Here is a 22,362-nt window from a genome sequence, read left to right as displayed (position 1 = left end):
TGCCTATAGTCGCATGAAGTCGGTCCAGTTTCGGTCTTTCTCCGAGATCACTGCGACCGGAAGAGGCCATTCGATCGCAAAGGCCTGATCATCATACCGAACGCCACCTGCCGATTCCGGCCTATAGGGCGTCGAGATGAGGTAACTCACCTCCGCTTCATCGGACAGGGTTTGGAACCCGTGCGCAAATCCCTTTGGGATGTAAATACGCCGTCGGTTCTCCGCTGTCAGCTTGAATCCCTCCCAATGACAAAAAGTTGGTGAATCAGGCCGCAGGTCCACGATAACATCCCACACCTCACCCTTCGGGCAGGTCACGATCTTAACCTCCTCATAAGGAGATCGCTGGAAATGCATACCTCTCAGGGTCCCTCTTGCGGTAGATCCAGACAGGCTGTGCTGCGGAAATGACGTTTCAAGGCCGCGTTGAGCGTATTCATTTGTGCAGAACGTTCGCGTGAAGAAGCCGCGGTGATCGCTCACGGGTTCGACCTCGATGATCCAAGCGCCTTTAAGGCTACTTTCATGAAACAGCATTGGCGGCAACCCCAGGCATCGGCGCGAGCGCAACGCTCATGATGGAAACTGCCCCCATCCTCGCAAGATGACCGAAAGGCGTAGTCTCAACCTGAAAGCATGAGGAGCACCCACTTCACGGTTGGTTATCGAAGTCGCGAAGGGTGTGGAAGTCAAACCTTCGCGCCTCTCCGTCAGTCAGAAAAGCTCGTTTGTCGATACCTTCTCACCCGCAAAGGGAAGATCCTGAATGCGAGGGTTCCTGGTAGGCTCCAAGAAGGGAGTTGGTGGAGGGCCGTGATCTGGGTAGGAGTCGGTACCTTCAATCCAGCAAGTCCCACACCCGCGATCCTACTGCTGAGAGAGCACCAGGAGGTCTCGTATGAATGTCAGGACCATGACGCCGTATCACAAGCCGGTCGGTCGGGTTTCCGGAATCTGCCGGCTGTGTGGCGGCAGTCACATGCGCACCTTCGTCGATCTCGGCATGTCTCCTCTTTGTGAGAGCTTTGTCCCGCCTGAGCAGCTCGATACGATGGAGCCTCATTATCCACTCCACGTCCTTATCTGTGAGGACTGTCTTCTTGTTCAGCTCAAAGAATACGTCGCCCCGGAGACCATTTTTCGGGAGTATGCCTACTTTTCGTCGTTCTCAACGAGTTGGGTTGCTCACGCAAAAGCCTATTGCGAAATGATTGCGCCGCGCCTTGACCTCAGTTCGGAGAGTCTCGTCGTCGAACTAGCAAGCAACGACGGCTATCTTCTCCAGCATTTCGTTGCGATGGGGATCCCTGTTCTCGGCATCGAGCCCGCTGTCAACGTAGCGCAAGTCGCGATCAACAAGGGCATCCGGACTCGGTCAGACTTCTTCGGCCAGCAGCTGGCCGAGGAATTAGTTAATTCAGATATGCGAGCGGACCTGATCGTTGGAAACAATGTATTAGCTCATGTCCCGGATTTGAACGACTTCGTCGCCGGAATGTGCAAGCTGTTGAAGCCAGAAGGGGTCATTACTCTCGAATTTCCCCATCTCGAGAGGCTTATCGCGGAAAACCAATTCGATACGATCTATCACGAGCACTTCTCTTACTTTTCCTTCGTGACGATCGAACATCTTGCCGCAAGGCACAAGCTGAAACTGGTCGATGTCGAGGAGCTTTCAACTCACGGCGGATCATTGCGGATCTATCTTGCGCACGCGGGATCGCAGCATATTCCTTCTCAACGCGTGGAGGACCTCCTCACGAGGGAGACATTTCTCGGTTTCCGCGACCTTCAAATATATGCCTCCTTTGCCGAACAGGTGAAATCCACCAAACGCCGGATCTTGTCGTTCCTGATTGCCACGAAGTCCGCGGGAAAGAAGATTTGCGGCTATGGAGCTCCAGGCAAGGGCAATACACTGCTCAACTATTGCGGCATCGGTGTCGACTTCCTGGATCTGACAGTTGACCGCAATCCTTACAAGCATGGCCGCTACACACCCGGCATGCACATTCCCATTTTTCCCGTCTCGGCCATCGATGAGGCCAAGCCCGATTACGTCTTCATCCTGCCGTGGAACCTGAAGAACGAGATCATCGATCAGATGCGGCACATTGGCGATTGGGACGGTCAATTCATCGTCCCGATACCGGATATCGAGGTCATTAACCCGAAGGATCTACGCTGATGAAAGTCGTACTTTTTTGCGGCGGTCTGGGAACCAGGATCCGCGAATACTCAGAAAATATTCCAAAGCCGATGATTCCCATCGGATATCAGCCAATCCTGTGGCACGTGATGCAATACTACAGCCAGTACAGTCATCGCGATTTTATCCTGTGCCTGGGATATAAAGCAAATACGATCAAGGACTTTTTCATCAATCATCGTCAGCAAAACTTCGCGGACTGCGTGGTCTCGCGCGGGGGAGCCGATGTCGAGATCCTTGGCGAGCAGCCAGAAGACTGGCGCGTTACCCTGATCGACACCGGCATCTGGCGGAACATCGGTGAGCGACTTTGGGCCGTAAGGGACCATGTGCAGGATGACGAAATCTTCCTGGCCAATTATAGCGATGGCCTGACGGACGCAAACCTCGATGACATGGTCGAACGGTTCAAGAAAAGCGGCAAGATGGCCTGCTTCCTAGCGACCCGGCCGCCTTTGACATACCATCTAGCAGATATTGCTTCCGATGGCAGCGTCCGTGAGTTTCGCACCTCTGACCGCTCAGACATTTGGATCAATGGTGGCTACTTCCTCCTCCGCAGAGGGGTATTCGATTATATGCGCGAGGGCGAGGAATTCGTTGCAGAGCCGTTCCAGAGGCTCATTGAGGCTAACCAACTCCTGGCGTACAAGCACGAGGGCTTCTGGCGATCCATGGACACCCTCAGGGATCGCCAAATTCTTGAGGATATGGTCGAGAATGGTTCCATGCCATGGCGGGTGCAGGATAGGAATGCTCCTGCGTCCATTCGGACGAAGGCCCTGCGATGAAAGTACTTGATCTTGCAAGACCGAGCCAGCACCTCTCAGTGCTGTGTCTGGGAGCGCATTCTGATGACATTGAGATCGGCGCAGGCGGGACGATCCTTCATTGGATTGCGTCAGGCATTCAACTTAATATCCATTGGTGTGTGTTAAGCGCAACTGGCACTCGGGCAGCTGAAGCGGAGATCTCGGCTGCCTCTTTTCTTGTAGGCGCAAGCCGAACAAAGATAACCCTTGCACATTTTAAAGATGGCTTCTTCCCGTATCAGGGAAGTGACATTAAGGTCTTCATCGAGGGCATCAAGCATCAGATAAGCCCTGACGTTGTCCTAACACATCGCGCCGATGATGCGCATCAGGATCATCGAGAAGTCAGCCGATTGACTTGGAACACCTTCCGTGATCATCTAATCCTCGAATATGAAATCCCGAAATGGGACGGTGATTTGGGTCGTCCCAACATCTATGTTCCTCTTCAGGCTGGAATTCTGGAACGAAAGATCGAATTGCTTCTTGCCCATTTCGGTACGCAGCGATCCAAGGACTGGTTCGAGGCGGAAACATTCCGGGGGCTCTCCCGTCTTCGTGGTATGGAATGCAGATCTCACGAGCGTTATGCGGAGGCTTTCTTCGCCCGGAAGATCCTCCTGGGCTAAGAGGCTGGTGAGCGATTATCTTTCCCTTTTTTGAGGTGAGGCGTCGGAGCAGAATGCGGCTCATGGCGAGATAGAGCAGCATCTCGCCGGTCTCGACCAAGCGTTCGTAGTCCTTGGCCAGCCGCCGGTTGGTGGTCAACCAGGCGATCGTTCGCTCAACAATCCATCGTCGCGCAAGCACCTGGAAGCCACTTGGGCGCGTCGGCGGCTCCGCATCTACCCGCGTCCAGACGCCGCCGGACCACCAGTGTTGTGGGATAGACAGCCTCCAGCCCAGTGCCTTCTGAAGCCAGCCCCGCAAACCGCGATAAGCCGTGTCGGCCCACATCAGCTCGATGGCCGGGAAGTGATGCTGCAGACCGTCCAACAGGATCTCGGCTCCGGCGCGGTCGTGGATGTCGGCTGGGTGCACGCTGTTCTTCAGCAGATTGCCTTGCGTATCAACGGGCAGATGACGCTTGCGGCCCTTGACCTTCTTGGCGCCCTCATACCCACGTGGTCCGCCCACCTCAGTGGTCTTAACTGATTGGCTGTCGATGATCGCCGCTGTCGGCTGAGGATCGCGGCCGATCTTACAGCGATAACTCTCGCGCAGAACCTGGGTCACGTGCTCGCAGGTGCCATTCTCGCGCCACTGAGCATAGTGGTAGAAGACGGCACCACGCGGCGGATCCTCATGCGGCAGCAGCCGTCATTGGGCGCCGGTGCGCAGCAGATAGAAGATCGCATCGACGATGCGCCGTAAGGGATAAATCTGCCGCCGTCCGGCCGGATGGCTGCGGGGGACAAGGGGCGCGAGCAGCGCCCATTCGGCATCATTGAGATCGCTAGCGTAGAGGCAGAAGGCATCCATGGCGCTGGCTCTCGCGGGACAGCCCATATTTGCCTCCGCAGCCCGGCACCCAACCTATTCTGAGCAGGCACTTGGATCGAGCAAAAATCGTTCACCAGCCTCTAATACCGGCGCGCCTATAAGGCAACTTGTGAGATGTAGGGATAGGTACACAGGGATTGGACCCGTCCGGTTTCGGCTGTGAGCGCATCTCGGGCGCGACTGCAGGCCTCTAAGAGGCTGACTCAAAAAGACTTGTGATCCTTCAGGTCCTTGCGAGCCGCCTGGTCAGCATCCGGATATGGGCGATGAAGACCCAAGCCACCGCACTTTCAATGGAGGCTTCAAAGTCCTTCGCTAGGCGCCGGCAGCGTCCAAGCCAACCGAAGGTTCGCTCCACGACCCAGCGGCGCTTGAGAACCGCGAAGCCTTTGACCGCATCCGAGCGTTTGATGATCTCGATCGTCCAGTGCCCGAGAGTGGCGAGAGCTTCGCGCAACTTGTCTCCCGCGTAGCCGCCATCGGCAAAGACATGGCGCAGCCACGGATAGAGGGCGCGGACGGACGTCAGCACCTCTACGGCTCCGTCCCGGTCCTGGATATCGGCGGGATGAACCCTTAACCCGACCAGATGGCCCTGCGTGTCGGTGATGATGTGGCGCTTGCGGCCCTTGATCTTCTTGCCGGCATCAAAGCCGCGCGGTCCGCCGGCTTCGGTGGTCTTCACGGACTGGCTGTCGATCACGCCGGCCGAGGGGCTCGCCTCGCGGCCGGCCCTCTCGCGCGAGGCGGCCACGAGAGCATGGTTGATCCGCTCAAAGGTGCCGTCGCGTGACCAGGCATAGAAGTAGCCTTGCACGGTCGAATAGGGCGGAAACTCCTTTGGCAGCTGGCGCCATTGGCACCCGGTCGAGGCGAGATAGAGAATGGCCTCAACCACGGCTCGCAGGCAGGTCATACGCGGACGCCCGATCCGCCGGGCGGCGGGCATGAACGGCTCGACCAGCGCCCATTCGGCATCCGTGAGATTGCTTGCATAGCGCAGTCCGTCTCGCCGATACTGTCGGCGAGTGGCCTCGGTCCAAACCATCGTGACCTCCATCGAATCTTTGCAAATCCGACGGAATCACAGCGGCTTGAGGCCACTCAACCTTTTTCAGTCAGCCTCTAAGACAGCCTCCTCGTCGGTCAGCAGGCGGAGAGAGAACCGCTCGCGCAGATAGAGCCAAATCCGCTCGACCAGGTTCAACTCCGGCGCATAGACTGGCAGCGGCATCAACGTGAGATTGGCTGGAATCTGGAGGACCGGTCGTCATGCCTGCCGGCGCCGTCGAGCACCATGACCGCGTGCATGGTCTCCGACAGTCTGGTGACAAACTGCTCCAGGAATATGTCCATGGCTGCGGCGGAGACATGCGGGATCACCGGTGCAAAGTCCTCCCCCGCGGCAGGCCGCACGGCAGCAAAGATGTAAGCCGAGGCAAAGCGCTTGTCGGGATGAGCGGCTGCGGCCGCCTCTGCGGCCATGAGAAGCCCCCTTATATGGGCCGATACGTCAGTCAAGTGCTGGTCGCAGGTGCTGCCGTGATCTCCGAGGTTGAGCCCGATGGCGCTCATGCGAACCGTTCGTCCGCATCACCTTATATCCGGTTGGGCCTAAGCCCTGACCATAATCCCGCATGCATCGGGAACGGGCTCCAAGGTGAGCGCGACCATTCTTTTTCGCGGCATTGTTCCAGCCAGGTGCGGATACCGACGCAATCCGTCCATGTGTACCGACTTGAAGTCGTCCACGATTCCGATTTGATCCCGTCCGCCCTTCCGACTTGAAGCCGTCCATCCTTCCGATTTGATCCCGTCCAGGGATCGGTCTGAAGAACCGTGCTGCACCGGGTCATCCGATTGGGGCATTGCGACCTCTCCACCAGAGAGGGACGCGATGCCGGCAAACAGAGAGATGACCATGCGACAGATGCGGCAAGTGCTGCGGCTCCACGCGAGCCAAACCAGCGATCGCGAGATCGGCCGGATTGTGGGCGCGGCGCGCTCGACCGTGCGAGACGCCATCCAGCGGGCCAAGGCGGCCGGGCTGATCTGGCCGCTGCCGGAGGATCTGACCGACGCTGCCCTGGAGGAGAAGCTGTTCGCCCGCGCGGGCGCTCGGATCGGCACGCGCCGTCGGCCGGAGCCGGATTGGGCCCACCTGATCCAGGAGCTCAAGCGGCCTGGCGTCAGCATCGCCATCCTGCACGAGGAATATCTCGCGGATCATCCGGACGGCTATGGCTACTCGCGTTTCTGCGACCTGTTCCGCTCCTTCGAGCGCCGCCTGACGCCGACCATGCGCCAGCATCACGTCGCGGGCGACAAAGTATTCGTGGATTACTCGGGCAAGAAGCTGCCCATCGTCGATCCGCTCACCGGCGAGATCCGTCACGCCGAGATCTTCGTCGCCGTGCTCGGTGCCTCCAACCTGACCTATGCCGAAGCGACCTGGACCCAGACCCTGCCGGATTGGATCGAAGCCCATGTGCGGATGTTCCGGTTCCATGGCGGCGTGACCAAGCTCATCGTCCCGGACAACCTGAAGAGCGGCGTCCACAAGGCCTCGTTCTACGATCCCGAGATCAACCGCAGCTACGGCAAGATGGCGGCTCACTACGAGGTCGGAATTCTTCCGGCCCGACCGCGGCGCCCGAAGGACAAGGCCAAAGTCGAGGCTGGGGTCCGCTTCGCCCAATTCTACATTCTCGGCCGCCTGCGCCACCGCACCTTCTTCTCGCTCCAGGAGGCCAATGCGGCCATTGCCGAGGCCCTCGAGCGCATGAACAGCGTGCCCATGCGCCGGCTCGGCGTCAGCCGGCGCCAGTTGTTCGAGACCATCGAGAAGCCGGCCCTCGCACCATTGCCGGCGGAGGACTACGTCTTCGCGCACTGGCAGTTCGCCCGGGTCGGGCTCGATTATCACATCGACGTCGAGGGCTTCTTCTACTCGGTGCCGTTTGGCCTCATCGGCCAGCAGGTCGAGGTGCGCGTCCCCCAGCGCACGATCGAGGCCTTCCACAAGGGCGGGCGCGTCGCTGCCCACGCGCGGCGTTATGCGGGACGGGTGCACGGCACGCAGGCCGAGCACATGCCGAGCTCGCATCGCCGCTATGCCGCCTGGTCGCCCGAGCGCTTCCGTTCCTGGGCGGCGGCGATCGGCCCGCACACCGAGGGACTGATTGCCGCCATCCTGGCGACGCGCCGCCATCCCGAGCAGGGCTTTCGCACCTGCATCGGGGTTTTGCAGCACATGCGCGGCATCCCGAAGGAGCGTGTCGAGGCGGCCGCGGCCAAAGCCCTGGCGATCCGGGCGCTGACCTACAAGAGCATCGTGTCGCTTCTCGACACCTACCGCGAGCGCGCTCCCGCCCCGGCCGCCGACACGCCCATTCTCACCCACCCCAATGTCCGCGGACCGGGGTATTTCCACTAACAGGAGACCGACCATGTTGACCCATCCCACCCTCGACCAACTCCACGCGCTGGGCCTGCACGGCATGGCCAAAGGCTTCAAGGCGCTCAGCGCCAATCCCGAGGCTGACGCACTCGGCCATGCCGAATGGCTCGGCCTGATCCTCGATCATGAAGTGACGACGCGGCAGCAGAAGCGCTTCGAGACCCGGGCCAGGACCGCCAAACTGCGCCACCCTGCCAGCGTCGAGGATGTCGACTTCCGGGCCCCGCGCGGCCTCGACCGGTCGCTCTTTCTCAAGCTGGCGTCCTGCGACTGGATCCGCGAGCGGCGCAATCTGTTGATCACTGGCCCGTGCGGCGTCGGAAAGAGCTGGCTCGCCTGCGCCCTGGGACACCAGGCCTGCCGCGAGGACCTGTCGGTGCTCTACCATCGTGTGCCGCGGCTGTTGGCGGCGCTCGATCTCGCCCGCAGCGATGGCCGCTACTCTCGCCTGTTACGCACACTCGCCCGGGCCAGGCTGCTGGTGCTCGACGACTGGGGCCCTGAGGCGCTCACCGGCGAGCAGCAGCGCGATCTGCTGGAGATCGTCGAAGATCGCTACGATGCCGGTTCATTGCTGATCACCAGCCAGGTGCCGGTCGAGAACTGGTACGCGATGATCGGCAGCATGCCGACGCTGGCGGACGCCATTCTCGATCGGGTCGTGCACAACGCCTACCGGATTAATCTGACCGGCGAGAGCCTGCGCAAGACCCGCCACACGCAAGCCGACGCTTGACCCGCGCCATCACCTCAACCACCATCCATCAACGACCCGAAGAGCGGCGCCAAGGTGGACGACTTCACCTCGGAACCATGGACGGCTTGAAATCGGAATGCCTGGACGGCTTCAGATTGGACGAAGTGGACGGCTTCGTCGGTATCCGCATGAGCAAAGAGATTAAGGTCGCCTCTGACGCAGGTAATCGATGAGGACACGCAGTTTGAGCGGCACATTCCTGCGGGTCGGATAGTAGAGGTAGAAGCCGGGGAACAGTGGGCAGAACTCTTCAAGAAGCGGGATGAGTTCAGCCCGGGCTATATAGGGCCGGAAGGTTTCCTCCATCCCGAAGGTCAGGCCTGCCCCGGCGCAAGCCAATCGTATCATCACCCTCATGTCGTTGGTGGTCACGCGAGGGTTCACGTCGACAGCGAAATCGCGTCCGCTCTCGGTGAACTCCCATCGGTAGGGGGCGACCTGCGGGCTTGGCCGCCAGCCGATGCAGTGATGCTTTGGCAGATCCCGGGGATGGGCAGGTGCGTCATGCCGGGCGATATAATCAGGGGAAGCCATCACCATCTGGCGCTGCTCGTCCGAGACCGGAATGGCGATCATGTCCTGCTCGATCACCTCACCGAGCCGGACACCGGCATCGAAGCCCTCGGCCACGATGTCGAACTCCTCGTCCGTGACAGTGATGTCGAGGTGGATGTCGGGGTAAGCCGCGAGGAACCCCGCGAGCAGCGAGCCGCTCAGGAACCTCTCGGCGATGGAGGAGACCGTGAGGCGCAGCATGCCGCTGGGCTGGTCTCGCAATTCGCCTACGGCTTTGATGGCCGTGCTCACATCCTCGAGCGCAGGGCTTACCGCTTGATAGAGCCGCTCCCCGGCCTCGGTGAGACGAACGCTGCGGGTCGTGCGCTGAACAAGGGCCACACCCATCCGCTCCTCAAGGCGACGGATGGCTTGGCTGATGGCGGAGCGCGTAACCCCTAGGCGCTCGCTCGCCGCCCGGAAGCTGCGCGCTTCCGCGACCGTCACGAAAACGGTGATGCCGGCAAGATCTGTTTCCATTGGTGACAGAAACTTACCAGTTCATTCACGATTGGCAAGTCGATCACGCAAGCCAACCAAACTATCTTTCGCCCACGGGCTGAAGGCCAGCACGGGGTCAAAGGTCCGCACACAGGTTCGGACGAAAGGAAGAAGTCATGTCTGAGAGAAAGATCGTTCTGGTTACCGGCGCCTCGAGCGGAATCGGTGAGGCGGTGGCTCTGGAGCTTTCTAAAGCCGGTCACACGATCGTCGTGGGGGCACGCCGGACGGACCATCTGCACGACCTCGTCAGTCGGATTGAGGCAGCCGGCGGTGTCGCGCGCGCCCACCGGCTCGATGTGACGTCGCGGGATGACTTTGCCAGGGTCGTGTCTGCCACGCACGAGGAGTTCGGCCGCGTCGATGTGATCGTCAACAACGCGGGCATCATGCCGCTCTCGCCTCTCAACGCTCTCAAAGTGAGCGAGTGGGACCAGATGGTGGACGTGAACATCAAGGGTGTTCTGAACGGGATCGCGGCCGTGCTACCCACCATGGAAGCAAGAGGGTCCGGCCACATCATCAATGTCGCGTCCATCGGGGCGCATCGCGTGTCGCCGACGGCCGCAGTCTACTGCGCGACCAAATACGCGGTCTGGGCGATCTCGGACGGCCTCCGGCAGGAAATGGATCGGCTGCGGGTCACGGTGATCTCGCCCGGTGTGGTGACGAGCGAGCTGGCGGATACGATCTCGGATGATACGGCGCGCGAGGCTATGAATGAGTTTCGCAGGATTGCCATTGATCCGGATGCGATTGGTCGAGCGGTCCGCTACGCGATCGAGCAACCCTCCGATGTGGACGTAAGCGAGATCATCGTTCGTCCGACCGCAAGCCCGCACTGAAGAAAGGAGCCTTCAATGCCACGCATTGAACTCGCTCTCGTCCTTGCTGTTGCAATGGCTGCCGCGCCAGGGGCGCTCGGGCAATCCTCGAATACCAATCAACCCCGATCCAAGGATGCAACAGACATGACAACTCACCCTTATCTCGGCATGTGGGTCACAAGGGACGGCCACATTCGCCACGAGCTTCTCCCGAATGGGCGTTATGATGAGGCGCGGGGCTCCCGCAAGAGCGCCTATCAGGGGCGCTATGAGATCCGCGGCAGCAAGATCGACTACTGGGACGATACGGGATTTACGGCTGACGGTGAGTTCATCGACGATGTCCTCCACCACGGTGGAATGCTGTTCTACAGAGAAGGACAGAGGAAGCCGCGTCCCTGACGTTCGCTGTGATCCCTGCCACGCATATTGCGTGGCAGGGATTCAATGTCCGGTTCCGGCACTCCTGAGACCAAAGCTTTAGGGCAGCAATCCTCACGTAGCCAGACCTTCCTCAAGGTCAGCGAATTTCGCTGCCTGACCCTGTGCAGACGTTCCGGCGGTAGCCGCAAGCACGGCCTGTTCACCTGCAAGGCTGCCGAACGCCGTCGGGACCCCCGCGCCTTGATCGCCGAGATGCAGGCATCCTTGAAGGTGTTCTTCTGGCGTGAGATAGCCGTCGGATGACGACGCCCCAGCAGGTGCATGCCCCCGGCTCAGCGTCTGCGTCCCTCCGAGGTCACCCTTGGATTGCGAAAAAGCTCCCGGCGTGGGGCCGGGAGCTTTCGCCTATCAGGATCAGGGCAGGATTAGGCAACCCGGTTGAAGCGGTTCGCCGTCCTCTCGGCCTGCACGGTCACGGTGCGGGTGGCCTCGTCGGTGATCTGGATCGTGAGCTCGGCGATGCGACGGCTGTTCTCCATCGTCAGCTCCAGGTTGTCGCGCAGGAGCGAGGCCTGCACCTCAACGAGGTCGCCCATGGAACGGCAACGGGCGAGATCGGTCAGACCCTCGATGTTGCGCCGCATGTGCCGCTGGCTCCGCTCGAGCACCTCGCGCGAGACGTCCTGGAGTCCGCGAGCCAAGGCTGTGCCGGAGTGGGCGACGGCCCGCAGGTTGTGCGAGGCCTCCTCCGTCAGGCCCTGGGCATCGCCGCCGGGACGGCCGAGCATCTGCATGGCTTGGTCGGTCGAACGCCGGGTCAGGTCGGTGACCGCCTCGAGGCTGCTCTCCACTGCCTCCTGCATGGCGCGTGCCATGGTCTGCGCGCCTTCCACGCCGGCCCGGAGGGTCTCCGCGACGTCCTCCGTCACCCGCTGCACGGTCTCGGCCTGCTCGCGGGAGCGTCGGGCGTCGGCCCGCCTGGTTTCGTCGATGCTAGCCATGTCTTCCTCCACTTTCTCGGCTACGGCTTGGGCCTCCTCGTCGCTCAGGATCTGGAGAACGGCGGGGAGAAGCTCCTTCCGGTCGTCCCGGATGTGCTGCTGGAAGGTCTTCCTCAGCTCGGCCACCCGGTCGAGGAATTCACTGCCGTTCTTCGGCAGGCCCTCCAGCTCCGCGAGCTGCGTGGCCGTGTCCTCGTTGTCCTTGGCGGCGTCGCGCAGGAGGTCCAGCATCCCGTGCCGTCGCAGCACCGGGAAGAGGTGCTCGTCCTGAAGCCTCGCGAGCAGTTCCAACTCCTCCTTGAGTTCCTGGAAGAGCCTCTCGCGGGTCTTCACCGCTCCGTCGGACGTGGCGAGCAGCTTCTCGAACAGTTCGTTCGCCTTGTCGGGCGGCGCTTTGCTGTATCGTCTGTTGGTTGCCATCTTCTCCTCACAAAAGCTGAAATGCATGGCCCGGCGCGTGGCGCCGGAGCCACTGGAAACTCGAACACTGGAACTGGGAACCCGTGACACCGGATGGGACACGGCCCGGCGCAATTAGCATGGGTTAGTCCGCAACCCCGGCGATGACCATCGGGTTCCTACCTCGGGATGTCCCGATGCAGCCCAGGGACGAGAGGTCGCAGGCTCAAACCCATGCAGGGTAGTTGGCCCGGTCGCGTGCGAAGGCCTCACCCCCAAGGCGTTCCGGCATTCGCCGCCACGGCCTATGCTTCCGCATGGGTACTTTGCTTGGTGACATCGACCTGATGCAGCGAGCTCGCCTCGTCGAAAGCTTAGATCGAGGCCTTGATCCCCACCGTGGCCACACCTATTTACCATCCATGTGGATGGTAAGGGGATGGTATGCCATGGCGAGCAATGTCCACGAACTCCGGCCCAAGGTGGCAGACAGCGAGAAGATCACGATCAACCTTGGTTATGTCGACCTGGGCCATATCGACCTTCTGATCCAGGAGGGCTTCTACTCCAACCGGACCGACTTCATCCGCACGGCCATTCGCAACCAGCTCGACCGCCATAACGACGCCGTCACGAAGTCCGTCGCCCGACACCAGCTCGACCTGGGTCTCCGTCACTACAGCCGCCAGGATCTTGAGGCTGTGCAAGCAGCCGGAGAAATGCTGCACATCCAGGTGCTCGGTCTCGCCAGCATCGCCAACGATGTCACGCCCGAGCTGGCGCGTCAGACGATCGCCTCCCTTCACGTCCTTGGCGCCTTGCACGCCAGTCCTGCCGTGAAGGAGGCACTGAAGGACCGCATACGCTGACCACCGGGTAGCACCCGTCTCACCGTCTCTCGAGCCTGCCACCCCCTCCCGGCCGGAAGGGGCGGGCTCCGTTTCGCCCGGCAACAGGACCGAACTCATGAACGCACGACTGAATATCGACATGCTTGAGGCAACCCGTCTGACCCGTGAAGGCCGGCTCGCCGAAGCCATGGCCATCCTTCAGAGAGGATTGTCGGGCGGCCACCCGTCAGCGACCTCAGGCGACGCCGGCAAAGATGCCGACCAGCGTCCATCGGGGCGTGCTACACGGATCCTCGACATGGTGCCGCCTTCTTCCAGGGGAGAGGCCTGGACTCCACCCAAATTCACCCCTTCACACGTCGTCCCGAACGTTCCCGGTTTGGATGGAGGCTTGGCCCAGCCTCAGGTGCCGCAAGCGTTGCGCGGTTTCCTCGACCGCATGGGCCAATCCGGCTCCGCGCTCGACCTTGATGGATTGGTTGGACCCATTCCAGCCCGTGCACCGGCCTCGCTGCCGGAGGGAGCCCGCTTCGAAGAGCGGATGTTTGCCAACCAGGCGGGCAGCCGCGCCTACAAGCTTTACATCCCAAGCGGCTACACGGGTCAGCCTGTGCCGCTCGTGGTGATGCTGCACGGCTGCACGCAATCGCCGGACGATTTTGCCGCCGGGACACGGATGAACGAACTGGCCGAGGAGCAGACGTTTCTCGTCGCTTACCCGGCGCAGGCCCAGTCCGCCAACGCGTCCAAGTGCTGGAACTGGTTCAACGCAGCCGATCAACAGCGGGATCGGGGCGAGCCCTCGCTGATCGCCGGCATCACCCGTCAGATCATGCGTGACCTCTCTGTTGAACCCGGACGCGTGTATGTCGCCGGGCTGTCCGCCGGTGGGGCCGCAGCGGCGATCATGGGCTCGGCTTACCCGGACCTGTATGCCGCCGTGGGCGTCCATTCGGGCTTGGCATGCGGGGCGGCGCGTGACATGGCCTCGGCCTTCGCCGCCATGCGACAGGGTGGGGCGCCTCATCACAGTGGGGCCAAGCAAGCGGTGCCGACCATCGTGTTCCATGGCGATCGCGACACGACCGTCAATCCCGTCAATGGGGACCAGGTCTTCGCCCAGTCGCGGGCGGGATCCGATCTTCGGACGACGGTCAGCCGCGGTCAGGCTCCTGGTGGGATCGGCTATACCCACACAGTGGCGTGCGATGACAGCGGCCACCCGATGCTCGAGCATTGGGTGCTTCACGGGGCGGGCCATGCCTGGTCCGGGGGAAGCCCGAGCGGGTCCTATACTGAGCCCCGAGGACCCGAGGCCAGCCGTGAGATGATGCGCTTCTTTCTTGAGCATCCGAAACCGACCGCCGCATCTCCCGTGTAAGCACAACGAGCCCGCCAAACCACGGTGAGGGCTGGCGGGCTATGAGTGGATATCTCCCATGCTGGTAGACCTAGATTGCGCCAATCGGGTTTAATTTGTCTCGTTCCAAGGACCCGGCATTCCAGAGTGCCCCATGGTGGAAGGTCATGCTTAAGCCCCGGTCCTCTCAGAGGACCGGGAGCCGAATGCCTCTGCCGCTTGCCTGTCCAAACCGTCAGGTTAGGAGCCAGTAGTAGGTCACCTGATAGTAGTCGTGCAGGTCCTGCTCGCTCGCCCGATCCGGCCAGTCCTGACCGCGACCACCGGAGAGGCTCGGCGCACTCCGAAGCTGCTCTGCCGTGATCTGGATACGATATCCTCCCAAGCTGAGGTCATAATCGAGCATGCGCCAGGGGACAGCGTACTCGCTCGTGCCCACGCCAAAAAAGCCGCCAAACGACATCACCGCATAGGCCACCCGTCCGCTGATCTTGTCGATCATCACCCGCTCGACGGTGCCGATGCGCCTGCCGCTGCGGTCGTACACGGCAGTGCCTTCCACCCGGTCGCTCTCGATCAGCGGCTTGCCTGAGCGCTGACCAGGATAATCCCTGCCGGTCCTGCCACGATATGGCGCACGCTCCTGGCTTCTGCTCAGACCACCAATGAGCCAAGCCATCCCAAGGCCGACTGCTCCCACTGCCAGCAGCGATGTGAGCGGGGCCTCAGTGAATTGGTGCTCGACGGCCTGTGTGGCTCGCTCATAGTAGCGCTGGGCCTGCGGATAGTGGTCGCCTGCTTCACGGACATACCGCTGGCCTTGATCGTAAGCCTCACGGGCGACATCGGAGGCACGGCCTGCAAGATCAGCGGCGGTGTTCCTCGCCTGATCAACCAAGCTTTCGCCCCCGCTTCCTTGAGGGTTCCCTTGGGCCGTGTCTCTATTGCCACCCGGCTGGTTTGCAGCGTTGGACGGCACGTTTCCAGCTTGCCCGGCTCCCATTCCCTGTTTCTCGTCCATGATCACTCTCCATGACGATCTGACTTCTTTGGGGTGATGTGCTTCCAACTCCTGTGACCAGCCTATCGTTCTACGTACCCTGGGCTTGGATGTGGTGCATAAGATGTACGGCTCCAAACACGCAATTGGACAAGACCGCGGCATTGTTGCCCTTGAACCATCGCGGCAAGACAGAGGAATAGGCGGGCTGTCGGGACTTGGCTGGGCAGAAAAGTCCAATTCTCTTTGGACTGCTAAGATCCAGTCTGAAGTTAATCTTGCCATACTGGGAACGGGCTTACGTGAAGTTGGCGGCAACCGTCTCACTTACGAAGACACGGCCGCCATCCGCGAATATGCCTGTCCGAGCAGAAGCGTGGGCGATCACCAAAAAGCCGCCAGTAGCCGACTTCTGCATGGGGGTTGACGGTCCAGAACCCGGCCGGCTGCGGGAAGACAGATAGCATCTCATCCTCCTCCAACCAGAGGATCACAGGCGTGCCGTCCCGCGGCGCGGTGCCGATGGGGACCAACCCCCAGCTATGGTCTTTCCTGACACGGTCGCTTTAAGCCTGCGCGAATTCCAAGCGGCAAACCGTCATGGGAACGGCCGCAGAGAGAACCTGATCGCCATCGTCATCCCTGCTGACTTGGACCGTACACGCCCGATCTCAGCCGCGCACCGAGCGGCCCCGTATTCGGCAGCATCGCGGCTACCGAACTCAAGACCGCCGTTGTCAGGGGTGACCTCCCCGTCTTCCAGCACGTCGAAGAAGAAACGAGGCATGGGTTCCTCCCAGCAGGTGCGTACAAACCTGTCGGGCGGCCGTTTGTTCGCTGGTCTAAAACAGCCTTGTCAGAAATTTCGCTTGTTGAGCTGGGAATGTCTCTTAGTGGCACATCTCGGAAAAAACGCTTTGGTCTGCTCATGAGGCGGCGAGCGGACCTTTATTTCATCTGCTGTTCGTTACTCATTGACCCGCAGCCGACTTTCAGACAATTCCATGCGTGACAGGGATGTCCACGAATAGACGCTTGCCTGCCCTGTTAATTGGCTTCACCTGACCAGGGCGTCCCTGCGCTGACAGGGCCGGCCTCATCGGCAGGCAAGGCGTCAGGACACGCTGTCACCCAAAGGGGCCTTGATCGTGCAGACAACGCCCGTAGCACCGTAGGCGACGTCGACCTCGCTTCTCCGCGGCGGCCTCCGGTACCGGGAATCCCTCGACCGGCAGCTTCCCCACGCGCCCCGTATCGACGCTGAGTTCGATCGAACGGCTCCGAACCCAAAGGTATAGTCAGGCGAGATTGCCTAAGCCTGGCCATTATTCTGCCTTCGGGGAGACACGATAAGAACCTGCGATGGAGGTCCGCTTGCGCCAGGAACAGAACCCATGTCGCTGGATGAGCCTTTCCCCCTAAGCCAGTTTTCCCCACGGTTGCAATGTGCGATCCGCAGCGAGTTCGGGGGGCGCTGTCCCACCCAGCGGGAGGTGGCTGAGGTCACGGATGCCCAATGGCTCTCAACGCCTTCCATCGGCCCAACCATCCTGAAGAGAATTCGGGCTCTGGGGCAATGTGACGAGCACCCGATCCGGCAGATGACGGATGCGGAGTTGCTCCAGCGCCTCATGGATGTGCAGGAGGAGCTCAAGCTGATCCAGCGCACCGTCAGGATGACGATCCCGCAACGCGCGCGAGATGGTCGCCCGCGTCATCGGCCGCTGGCGCCTTCATCGGAGCGCATGGCAAGCTCGGAGGATCATGCCCGAACCGGGAGGTCTGTCGCAGGTCAGGGCATTTCCACGCTTTCCTCCTTGTAGGGTACAGTAGATGGTTGCTCCGGAGCCGCTGCGATCGCTGGAGGCTCCGCTGCCTGCTCACACAGGCCTGCCATCTGGATCAGGCCGAAGCCGAACGTGGGATCCCGCCCGGGCTGTCCCAGATCGAGGGTGCTCTCCTCTAGGCGGGCCTGAACCGCTTTCATGTCCAGCTCGGGATGGGAGGCCAGCAGGACTCCCGCGGCGGCGGATACAAACGGCACCGCATAGGATGTTCCTGTTCTGAGGGAACCAGTACCCTGGGCCGAGGCCGTCCAGACATTCACCCCAGGTGCCGCAAGATCAACATACAAGCCACGCGTCGCACGCCGGTACACATTCAGCTCGTGATCGACCGCTGTCACGGCAACAACCCCGGGATAGGCAGCCGGATAGGAGGGCTCGGCACCGGCGCCGTTATTGCCCGCGGCTGCAATGATCACGATACCCTTGGCCTGGGCGGCGGCAATGGCTTTCTGGAGAACCTCGTTCGCAGGACCAGACAGGCTCAGGTTGATCACCCGTACGCCACGCTCGGCCAGGGCCTCGATCGCCGTGACCAGCGCCATCACGTCCGTCCGGTCGGCGGTGCCGCCGTCGCGGTAGAAGGCGTCGACTGCAATGATCTTGGCCTGTGGCAGCAGGCCAGGGGTTTGGCTGTCCGGCCGCCCGACGAGGAGCGCCGCAACGGCCGTGCCGTGATCCGGCAACGAGGCGATCGCGCGGCGGGTGGGCAGGGCCACAACCTCGATCGCCTGTCCCTGCAGGGCGTCATGCGCGACATTGATGCCGGTGTCGATCACGCCGATGAGGGGAGCGGGGCCGCATTGGGCGGCGTTCGACCCCGACCACTTCACGAGCGAGGCCCAGTTCCCGGGCCCGGTGGACGGGCACTCGGCGCCCATGCAGGCCGGACTGCCCTCATCGAGATAGTAGAATTGGTCGAAATCCACTGAGGCCTGAGCGTCAACCAAGCGGACCCTGTGCCGGGCCTGTGCCACGGAGACACCGCTTGGTACCTGAAGCCGGACCACCGGAGCCGTGAGGCTGCCCTGCGTCTGGCTCTTGATCCGGAAGCCTTGGGCGGTCAGCCGAGCCAAGTCCGCCTGCGATAGGCCCGACGCCACGATGGAGCGCGACGATCGCCGCGGCTTGGGACGGCGGTCGATCTCTTCGACAACAGGAGCTACACGCACAGGCTGGGCCTTGATCGAAGCCGCAGTCTTCGCCGCCTGCACCGAGGCGGCAGCCTTGGCTCGGCTGGGTGCCTGCGGGGCGGATGCCGCGGCCTTGCTCCGGCTTGTGGAAGTCTTGCCGGTGCTCGCCTCTACCTTGTTATTAGTACGTTGGCTTTTGCTCGGTGCGTTTCCGGCACTCGCTGTGTTGGCTTTTGAATTGCCCTTGCTGTTGCTTGCGCTTGTGCCAGCGCTCGCTCCCTTGCTGGAATTGGCGTTCCCGTTGTTGCCCGGGTTGGCCTTGCCGCTGTTGCCACCGGCATTGTTGTTGCCCTTGCCCGCACCGCCGCCAACGCTCGCTCCGGCGCTGTTGCCGCGACCGACACTGCCATCGGAGCCGCCATTGCCGCGGCCGAGTCCGCCTCCGGCACCGTTCCCGCGGCTGGACCCGCCGCCTATGCCGCCCCCGAGCCCTCCAGCGTTGGAATTGCCTTTGCCGCCGCCGTTGCCATTCCCGTTCCCTGCGCCACTGCCGGCCGCGCCGCCGCTCTTCCCGCCTCCGTTCCCGTTGCCGCCACTGTTGCCAGCACCGCCGCCGACGCCGTCCCCATTGGCGTTCCCGTTGCCCCCGCCGTTGCCGTTCCCACCGCCATCGCCCTTGGCGAGCGCAGATCCGTTCAAGATGGGCAGGCTGGATTCATGGCCGAGATCCAGTTGGACGCGGACGGGAAGGGCAATGGCAATGCCTGCTACCGCAGTGAGGATATGTCGCCACCAGCGTGCCATGCATTTCTCTCGTGCCGGCAACTCAGCCGTGAATGCACCAGTTGCAGCGCGATCGGAACGTAAAGGCGAAACTCAACCTGGAAGGTTGATCGCACGATGCACTGAACTGCATGCCTTGTACCGTACCTGAGATGAACAGGAGCGAACCAATCACGAAATGTGTCTGATCGTAAGCTTGGCAATAGTTGCGGTGTGCTCAAGGGCGTCGAAGCGGATGCCTTCGTTGTGCCAGCGATTGCTGCCCGATCGTCAACGACGGCTACGAAAACGCAGGAAACGGAATCCGATCATCGCACCGATCCCTGCATTGTCGTCCAGTGCCGGCACTCCTGAGACGTAAGCGCATAGTCTGCTTCGGCGGTTGAGAGCCGACATTCGTTGAGCGGCCGGAACGTGAAAATTTGACCCCGAGCGGACCTTCGTTGGAGCCGTCACCACATCTCCAAAAATGATGTTTAAGCTCGCACCCGTACAGTGAAAGGGGCTGTATCGGACACCACAATAGTTAAGGATGATGCTTCACCTGGACCAGATGAATGAGCAGGAACTAATCGCGGAACTTCATCGTCTCGCGGCCGAATGCGAGAGGCTCGACTTCAAGGTCGCGAACGTCACCCAACAGCGCCGGTTCTGCAAGGATCGCCCTGACGCCGGACGGGCCACGCCGGACGAGCAGACTCTCCTCATCGAGATGAATCGACTGATGGATCGCAGACGAGCCACCGAAGGGCACCTGATGCGGGTCCGAGGACAGCTCCGTCCCCTGAGGCCACATGAGTAATCGTGCCGCTCTTTCTAAGGGCGGCGATCAAGCATGAGCCGCTAAGGCGGCCCGCACGGCAGCGGTAACCTGGTCTTGCATCTGCTCGGTCAGATATGGGTGCATCGGCAGGCTGATAACCTCAGCCGCAAGGCGATCAGAAACGGGTAAGCCACCCGCAGCCGTGGGATAGTGCCTGTAGGCCACCTGCCGGTGCAGAGGCACCGGGTAGTAGACGGCCGTTGGAACTCCAGCCTCCGTCAGGGAAGCCTGAACAGCGTTGCGATCACGGCCCGGCAGGCGCAGCGTGTACTGCGCCCAGACCGAGGTCGCACCGTCCAAAATCCTGGGCACAGTGGCAAGATCGCCAAGCTGCTCGGTGTAGCGTGTGGCGACACGGTTGCGGGCGCTGATCTCTTCGGGGAAGATCTTGAGCTTCTCAATCAGAACGGCCGCCTGCACGGTATCCAACCGGCTGTTCATGCCAATCTGCACGTTGTCGTACTTGTCTGTTCCCTGACCATGAATGCGGAGCGAGCGGATGACGTGTGCCAATTCTGCATCATCCGTGAACACCGCGCCGCCATCGCCATAGCACCCGAGAGGCTTGGCCGGGAAGAAGCTCGTCGCAGTGGCCTGCCCGATCGTACCAACCGGGCGCCCTTTGTAGCTGGCCCCGAAGCTTTGCGCCGCATCGCACAGAAGCCACAAGCCCTCGTTGGCCGTAGTGGCCTCGATGAGGTCGTAATTGGCCGGTTGGCCGAAGAGGTCGACTGCGATGATGCCGACGGGATTGAGACCCCGGTCTCTCGCTGCCGTGATGGCGGATTGAAGGCTCGTGACATCAAGGTTGAAGGTGTCCTCGCAGACATCGACGAACACGGGCGTCGCGCCGAGTCCGGCGATGGCCTCTGCGGTCGCCGCGAACGTGAAGGCTGGGCAGAAGACAGCGTCCCCGGCCTTTACCCCCTTGGCCCTCAGGATCAGGGCCAAGGCATCGGTGCCATTGCCACAGGAGATGCAGTGACTGGCACCGCAGAACGCGGAGAGATCCGCCTCAAGTCGGGCGACCTCCGGGCCCATGACATACAGGCCGTGCTCGAGCACCCGGAGGATCGCCGCGTCGACCCCTCGTCCGAGGCGCCGGCGCTGAGCGGCAAGGTCAATGAAGGCAATCTGGTTCGGCATGTTTGGGCTAGAGTTCGAGCCAAGGAGCGACACGGCCCGCACGCTCGGGACCAGCCCAGCGAGTCTCGGCCGGGTTCATCATTGCGCTCGCCTGGGCCAGGACCCGCGTCACTCGGAGTCCTTCGGCGCCGTCTGTCCTGGGTTCGCGCCCTTGGGCAATGCAGTCGAGGAAATGCTGGCATTCCCGTTTGAGCGGTTCGTGCTCCTCCACCGCAATCGCAAGTGGTTGGGCTCGGATTGCTGCCGGTACATTGCCAGCCACATCGACCACGTGCGGGTATAGCAGCAACTTGCGCCCCCATGGCGCACCATCATCGAACACAATCATGGCCTCTGACCCGATCACGGTGAGGCGATGCTCCTTGACGGGATGAAGCCAGGACAGGTTGATCTGCGCCTGTTCGCCAGCCGGGAAGGACAAGTGCAGGGTCACCGCATCGGCGATGGTCCGGCGCAGGTGGTAGCCGCCGACCGCGTGGATCTCGCTTGGCGCGGCGCCGACGAGGCTGAGAATGACCGAGACATCATGGGGCCCCAAACACCAGAGCACATCCTCCTCGCGGCGGATCGCCCCCAGGTTCATCCGGGTGGCCTGAAGGCGCAGGATACGGCCAATGGTGCCAGCCACGATGAGGTTCCGGAGCTTCGCAACAGCAGGATGGTAGTGGAGAATATGGCCGACCATGAGCCGTCGGTCGAGGCGCCGTGCCAAGGCGGTCAGCTCCTCAGCATGCCTGAGCTCGAGCGCGAGCGGCTTTTCGACAAAGACATGCTTGCCGGCCAACAGGGCGCGCTTGGCAAGGTGGTGATGGGTTGAGGGTTGGGTCGCGATCGCCACCGCTTGGATCGAAGGCTCGGCCAGGATCTGCTCAAAGGACAGAGCTCGGCTACCGTGCCGGGCAACGACAGACTCGACGGCCTCGGAGTGATGATCAGTAACAGCACCGAGGCAGCCCTGTTCGGCAAAGCAGCGGGCCAGGTTCTTGCCCCAGGCTCCGCAGCCGATCACCGCAA

The 22,362-nt window shown here is 61.7% G+C and carries 22 protein-coding genes and 1 pseudogene; 11 read left to right on the top strand and 12 right to left on the bottom strand.

What is annotated here, in order from left to right:
- Positions 1-3 precede the first annotated feature (3 nt).
- A complete protein-coding gene (rfbC, locus tag ACS5Q1_RS24175) occupies positions 4-537 on the bottom strand; it encodes a dTDP-4-dehydrorhamnose 3,5-epimerase (RefSeq protein WP_473100559.1) in 534 nt (177 codons plus the stop codon).
- Positions 538-898: 361 nt separating this feature from the next.
- On the opposite strand from rfbC, the gene ACS5Q1_RS24170 reads away from it, so the two are divergent.
- Genes ACS5Q1_RS24170 through ACS5Q1_RS24160 form a run of 3 tightly spaced genes read left to right on the top strand, consistent with a single transcriptional unit; the run spans position 899 to position 3,650 of the window.
- Entirely contained in the window at positions 899-2,188 is a 1,290-nt protein-coding gene (locus tag ACS5Q1_RS24170) for a methyltransferase domain-containing protein (RefSeq protein ID WP_473100558.1), read from the top strand.
- Positions 2,188-3,000 (top strand): glucose-1-phosphate cytidylyltransferase, encoded by an 813-nt coding sequence (locus ACS5Q1_RS24165; protein WP_473100557.1) that lies wholly within the window; start codon positions 2,188-2,190, stop codon positions 2,998-3,000. The genes ACS5Q1_RS24170 and ACS5Q1_RS24165 overlap by 1 nt, the downstream gene beginning before the upstream one ends.
- On the top strand, positions 2,997-3,650 hold the full coding sequence (locus tag ACS5Q1_RS24160; RefSeq protein WP_473100556.1) for a PIG-L deacetylase family protein: 654 nt from the start codon (positions 2,997-2,999) through the stop codon (positions 3,648-3,650). The genes ACS5Q1_RS24165 and ACS5Q1_RS24160 overlap by 4 nt, the downstream gene beginning before the upstream one ends.
- Before the next feature lie 37 nt (positions 3,651-3,687).
- Here ACS5Q1_RS24160 and ACS5Q1_RS24155 read toward each other — a convergent pair.
- The 3 genes and pseudogenes from ACS5Q1_RS24155 to ACS5Q1_RS24145 form a co-directional block, all read right to left on the bottom strand.
- A pseudogene (locus ACS5Q1_RS24155) lies at positions 3,688-4,503 on the bottom strand (IS5 family transposase); the annotation flags it as partial.
- A gap of 244 nt (positions 4,504-4,747) precedes the next feature.
- On the bottom strand, positions 4,748-5,572 hold the full coding sequence (locus ACS5Q1_RS24150; protein ID WP_473100555.1) for an IS5 family transposase: 825 nt from the start codon (positions 5,570-5,572) through the stop codon (positions 4,748-4,750).
- Between the two features lie 185 nt (positions 5,573-5,757).
- Positions 5,758-6,099 carry a hypothetical protein gene (locus ACS5Q1_RS24145; protein WP_473100554.1) on the bottom strand — a complete coding sequence of 114 codons (342 nt, stop codon included), beginning with the start codon at positions 6,097-6,099 and terminating at the stop codon, positions 5,758-5,760.
- 346 nt (positions 6,100-6,445) lie between these two features.
- Between ACS5Q1_RS24145 and istA the strand changes: the two genes are divergently transcribed.
- Both istA and istB read left to right on the top strand, forming a co-directional pair.
- Positions 6,446-7,960, top strand: a complete 1,515-nt coding sequence (gene istA, locus ACS5Q1_RS24140; RefSeq protein WP_473100580.1) for an IS21 family transposase — start codon at positions 6,446-6,448, stop codon at positions 7,958-7,960.
- Positions 7,961-7,973: 13 nt separating this feature from the next.
- Positions 7,974-8,720: an IS21-like element helper ATPase IstB gene (istB, locus tag ACS5Q1_RS24135; protein ID WP_473100553.1), complete on the top strand. Its 747-nt coding sequence runs from the start codon at positions 7,974-7,976 to the stop codon at positions 8,718-8,720.
- A gap of 162 nt (positions 8,721-8,882) precedes the next feature.
- Here istB and ACS5Q1_RS24130 read toward each other — a convergent pair whose 3' ends face one another.
- Positions 8,883-9,776, bottom strand: coding sequence for a LysR family transcriptional regulator (locus ACS5Q1_RS24130; RefSeq protein WP_473100552.1), 894 nt, complete (start codon positions 9,774-9,776; stop codon positions 8,883-8,885).
- Between the two features lie 137 nt (positions 9,777-9,913).
- Here ACS5Q1_RS24130 and ACS5Q1_RS24125 point away from each other — a divergent pair, with 137 nt between their 5' ends.
- The 3 genes from ACS5Q1_RS24125 to ACS5Q1_RS24115 are packed head-to-tail and all read left to right on the top strand — an operon-like array spanning position 9,914 to position 11,311.
- Positions 9,914-10,642, top strand: coding sequence for an SDR family oxidoreductase (locus tag ACS5Q1_RS24125; protein WP_473100551.1), 729 nt, complete (start codon positions 9,914-9,916; stop codon positions 10,640-10,642).
- A 15-nt stretch (positions 10,643-10,657) separates the two neighbouring features.
- Positions 10,658-11,026, top strand: a complete 369-nt coding sequence (locus ACS5Q1_RS24120; protein WP_473100550.1) for an Atu4866 domain-containing protein — start codon at positions 10,658-10,660, stop codon at positions 11,024-11,026.
- Between the two features lie 45 nt (positions 11,027-11,071).
- Positions 11,072-11,311: a hypothetical protein gene (locus ACS5Q1_RS24115; protein ID WP_473100549.1), complete on the top strand. Its 240-nt coding sequence runs from the start codon at positions 11,072-11,074 to the stop codon at positions 11,309-11,311.
- 122 nt (positions 11,312-11,433) lie between these two features.
- Here ACS5Q1_RS24115 and ACS5Q1_RS24110 read toward each other — a convergent pair whose 3' ends face one another.
- A complete protein-coding gene (locus ACS5Q1_RS24110; RefSeq protein ID WP_473100548.1) occupies positions 11,434-12,429 on the bottom strand; it encodes a phasin family protein in 996 nt (331 codons plus the stop codon).
- Positions 12,430-12,857: 428 nt separating this feature from the next.
- On the opposite strand from ACS5Q1_RS24110, the gene ACS5Q1_RS24105 reads away from it, so the two are divergent.
- Positions 12,858-13,277: a CopG family transcriptional regulator gene (locus tag ACS5Q1_RS24105; protein WP_473100547.1), complete on the top strand. Its 420-nt coding sequence runs from the start codon at positions 12,858-12,860 to the stop codon at positions 13,275-13,277.
- Between the two features lie 97 nt (positions 13,278-13,374).
- The gene (locus tag ACS5Q1_RS24100) at positions 13,375-14,640 is read left to right on the top strand and encodes an extracellular catalytic domain type 1 short-chain-length polyhydroxyalkanoate depolymerase (protein ID WP_473100546.1); all 1,266 of its coding nucleotides are present in this window, start codon (positions 13,375-13,377) and stop codon (positions 14,638-14,640) included.
- A gap of 214 nt (positions 14,641-14,854) precedes the next feature.
- Here the strand turns inward: ACS5Q1_RS24100 and ACS5Q1_RS24095 are convergent, their stop codons facing one another.
- The gene (locus ACS5Q1_RS24095; protein ID WP_473100545.1) at positions 14,855-15,640 is read right to left on the bottom strand and encodes a PRC-barrel domain-containing protein; all 786 of its coding nucleotides are present in this window, start codon (positions 15,638-15,640) and stop codon (positions 14,855-14,857) included.
- A gap of 577 nt (positions 15,641-16,217) precedes the next feature.
- Complete coding sequence (locus tag ACS5Q1_RS24090; protein WP_473100544.1) at positions 16,218-16,406, bottom strand: DUF6894 family protein; 189 nt, start codon at positions 16,404-16,406, stop codon at positions 16,218-16,220.
- Positions 16,407-17,013: 607 nt separating this feature from the next.
- Here ACS5Q1_RS24090 and ACS5Q1_RS24085 point away from each other — a divergent pair.
- Positions 17,014-17,442 (top strand): hypothetical protein, encoded by a 429-nt coding sequence (locus tag ACS5Q1_RS24085; protein WP_473100543.1) that lies wholly within the window; start codon positions 17,014-17,016, stop codon positions 17,440-17,442.
- Here ACS5Q1_RS24085 and ACS5Q1_RS24080 read toward each other — a convergent pair.
- The 4 genes from ACS5Q1_RS24080 to ACS5Q1_RS24065 all read right to left on the bottom strand — a co-directional run.
- Positions 17,412-19,400 (bottom strand): S8 family serine peptidase, encoded by a 1,989-nt coding sequence (locus ACS5Q1_RS24080; protein ID WP_473100542.1) that lies wholly within the window; start codon positions 19,398-19,400, stop codon positions 17,412-17,414. The genes ACS5Q1_RS24085 and ACS5Q1_RS24080 overlap by 31 nt on opposite strands.
- Before the next feature lie 547 nt (positions 19,401-19,947).
- Complete coding sequence (locus ACS5Q1_RS24075; protein WP_473100541.1) at positions 19,948-20,175, bottom strand: hypothetical protein; 228 nt, start codon at positions 20,173-20,175, stop codon at positions 19,948-19,950.
- 33 nt (positions 20,176-20,208) lie between these two features.
- Entirely contained in the window at positions 20,209-21,348 is a 1,140-nt protein-coding gene (locus ACS5Q1_RS24070) for a DegT/DnrJ/EryC1/StrS family aminotransferase (RefSeq protein WP_473100539.1), read from the bottom strand.
- A gap of 7 nt (positions 21,349-21,355) precedes the next feature.
- On the bottom strand, positions 21,356-22,362 hold a 1,007-nt coding region (locus tag ACS5Q1_RS24065), incomplete at its 5' end, for a Gfo/Idh/MocA family protein (RefSeq protein WP_473100538.1).

The organism is Microvirga sp. GN3 (assembly GCF_055792825.1).
Note: the sequence above shows the minus strand (reverse complement) of the source record. Positions and strands in the feature narration are given on the sequence as shown.

Bases quoted from the DNA above. Each gene is read 5' to 3' on its own strand.
- rfbC (WP_473100559.1), bottom strand. From the start codon at position 537: ATGCTGTTTCATGAAAGTAGCCTTAAAGGCGCTTGGATCATCGAGGTC.
- ACS5Q1_RS24170 (WP_473100558.1), top strand. From the start codon at position 899: ATGAATGTCAGGACCATGACGCCGTATCACAAGCCGGTCGGTCGGGTT.
- ACS5Q1_RS24165 (WP_473100557.1), top strand. From the start codon at position 2,188: ATGAAAGTCGTACTTTTTTGCGGCGGTCTGGGAACCAGGATCCGCGAA.
- ACS5Q1_RS24160 (WP_473100556.1), top strand. From the start codon at position 2,997: ATGAAAGTACTTGATCTTGCAAGACCGAGCCAGCACCTCTCAGTGCTG.
- ACS5Q1_RS24150 (WP_473100555.1), bottom strand. From the start codon at position 5,572: ATGGTTTGGACCGAGGCCACTCGCCGACAGTATCGGCGAGACGGACTG.
- ACS5Q1_RS24145 (WP_473100554.1), bottom strand. From the start codon at position 6,099: ATGAGCGCCATCGGGCTCAACCTCGGAGATCACGGCAGCACCTGCGAC.
- istA (WP_473100580.1), top strand. From the start codon at position 6,446: ATGCGACAGATGCGGCAAGTGCTGCGGCTCCACGCGAGCCAAACCAGC.
- istB (WP_473100553.1), top strand. From the start codon at position 7,974: ATGTTGACCCATCCCACCCTCGACCAACTCCACGCGCTGGGCCTGCAC.
- ACS5Q1_RS24130 (WP_473100552.1), bottom strand. From the start codon at position 9,776: ATGGAAACAGATCTTGCCGGCATCACCGTTTTCGTGACGGTCGCGGAA.
- ACS5Q1_RS24125 (WP_473100551.1), top strand. From the start codon at position 9,914: ATGTCTGAGAGAAAGATCGTTCTGGTTACCGGCGCCTCGAGCGGAATC.
- ACS5Q1_RS24120 (WP_473100550.1), top strand. From the start codon at position 10,658: ATGCCACGCATTGAACTCGCTCTCGTCCTTGCTGTTGCAATGGCTGCC.
- ACS5Q1_RS24115 (WP_473100549.1), top strand. From the start codon at position 11,072: ATGTCCGGTTCCGGCACTCCTGAGACCAAAGCTTTAGGGCAGCAATCC.
- ACS5Q1_RS24110 (WP_473100548.1), bottom strand. From the start codon at position 12,429: ATGGCAACCAACAGACGATACAGCAAAGCGCCGCCCGACAAGGCGAAC.
- ACS5Q1_RS24105 (WP_473100547.1), top strand. From the start codon at position 12,858: ATGGCGAGCAATGTCCACGAACTCCGGCCCAAGGTGGCAGACAGCGAG.
- ACS5Q1_RS24100 (WP_473100546.1), top strand. From the start codon at position 13,375: ATGAACGCACGACTGAATATCGACATGCTTGAGGCAACCCGTCTGACC.
- ACS5Q1_RS24095 (WP_473100545.1), bottom strand. From the start codon at position 15,640: ATGGACGAGAAACAGGGAATGGGAGCCGGGCAAGCTGGAAACGTGCCG.
- ACS5Q1_RS24090 (WP_473100544.1), bottom strand. From the start codon at position 16,406: ATGCCTCGTTTCTTCTTCGACGTGCTGGAAGACGGGGAGGTCACCCCT.
- ACS5Q1_RS24085 (WP_473100543.1), top strand. From the start codon at position 17,014: ATGTCGCTGGATGAGCCTTTCCCCCTAAGCCAGTTTTCCCCACGGTTG.
- ACS5Q1_RS24080 (WP_473100542.1), bottom strand. From the start codon at position 19,400: ATGGCACGCTGGTGGCGACATATCCTCACTGCGGTAGCAGGCATTGCC.
- ACS5Q1_RS24075 (WP_473100541.1), bottom strand. From the start codon at position 20,175: ATGTGGCCTCAGGGGACGGAGCTGTCCTCGGACCCGCATCAGGTGCCC.
- ACS5Q1_RS24070 (WP_473100539.1), bottom strand. From the start codon at position 21,348: ATGCCGAACCAGATTGCCTTCATTGACCTTGCCGCTCAGCGCCGGCGC.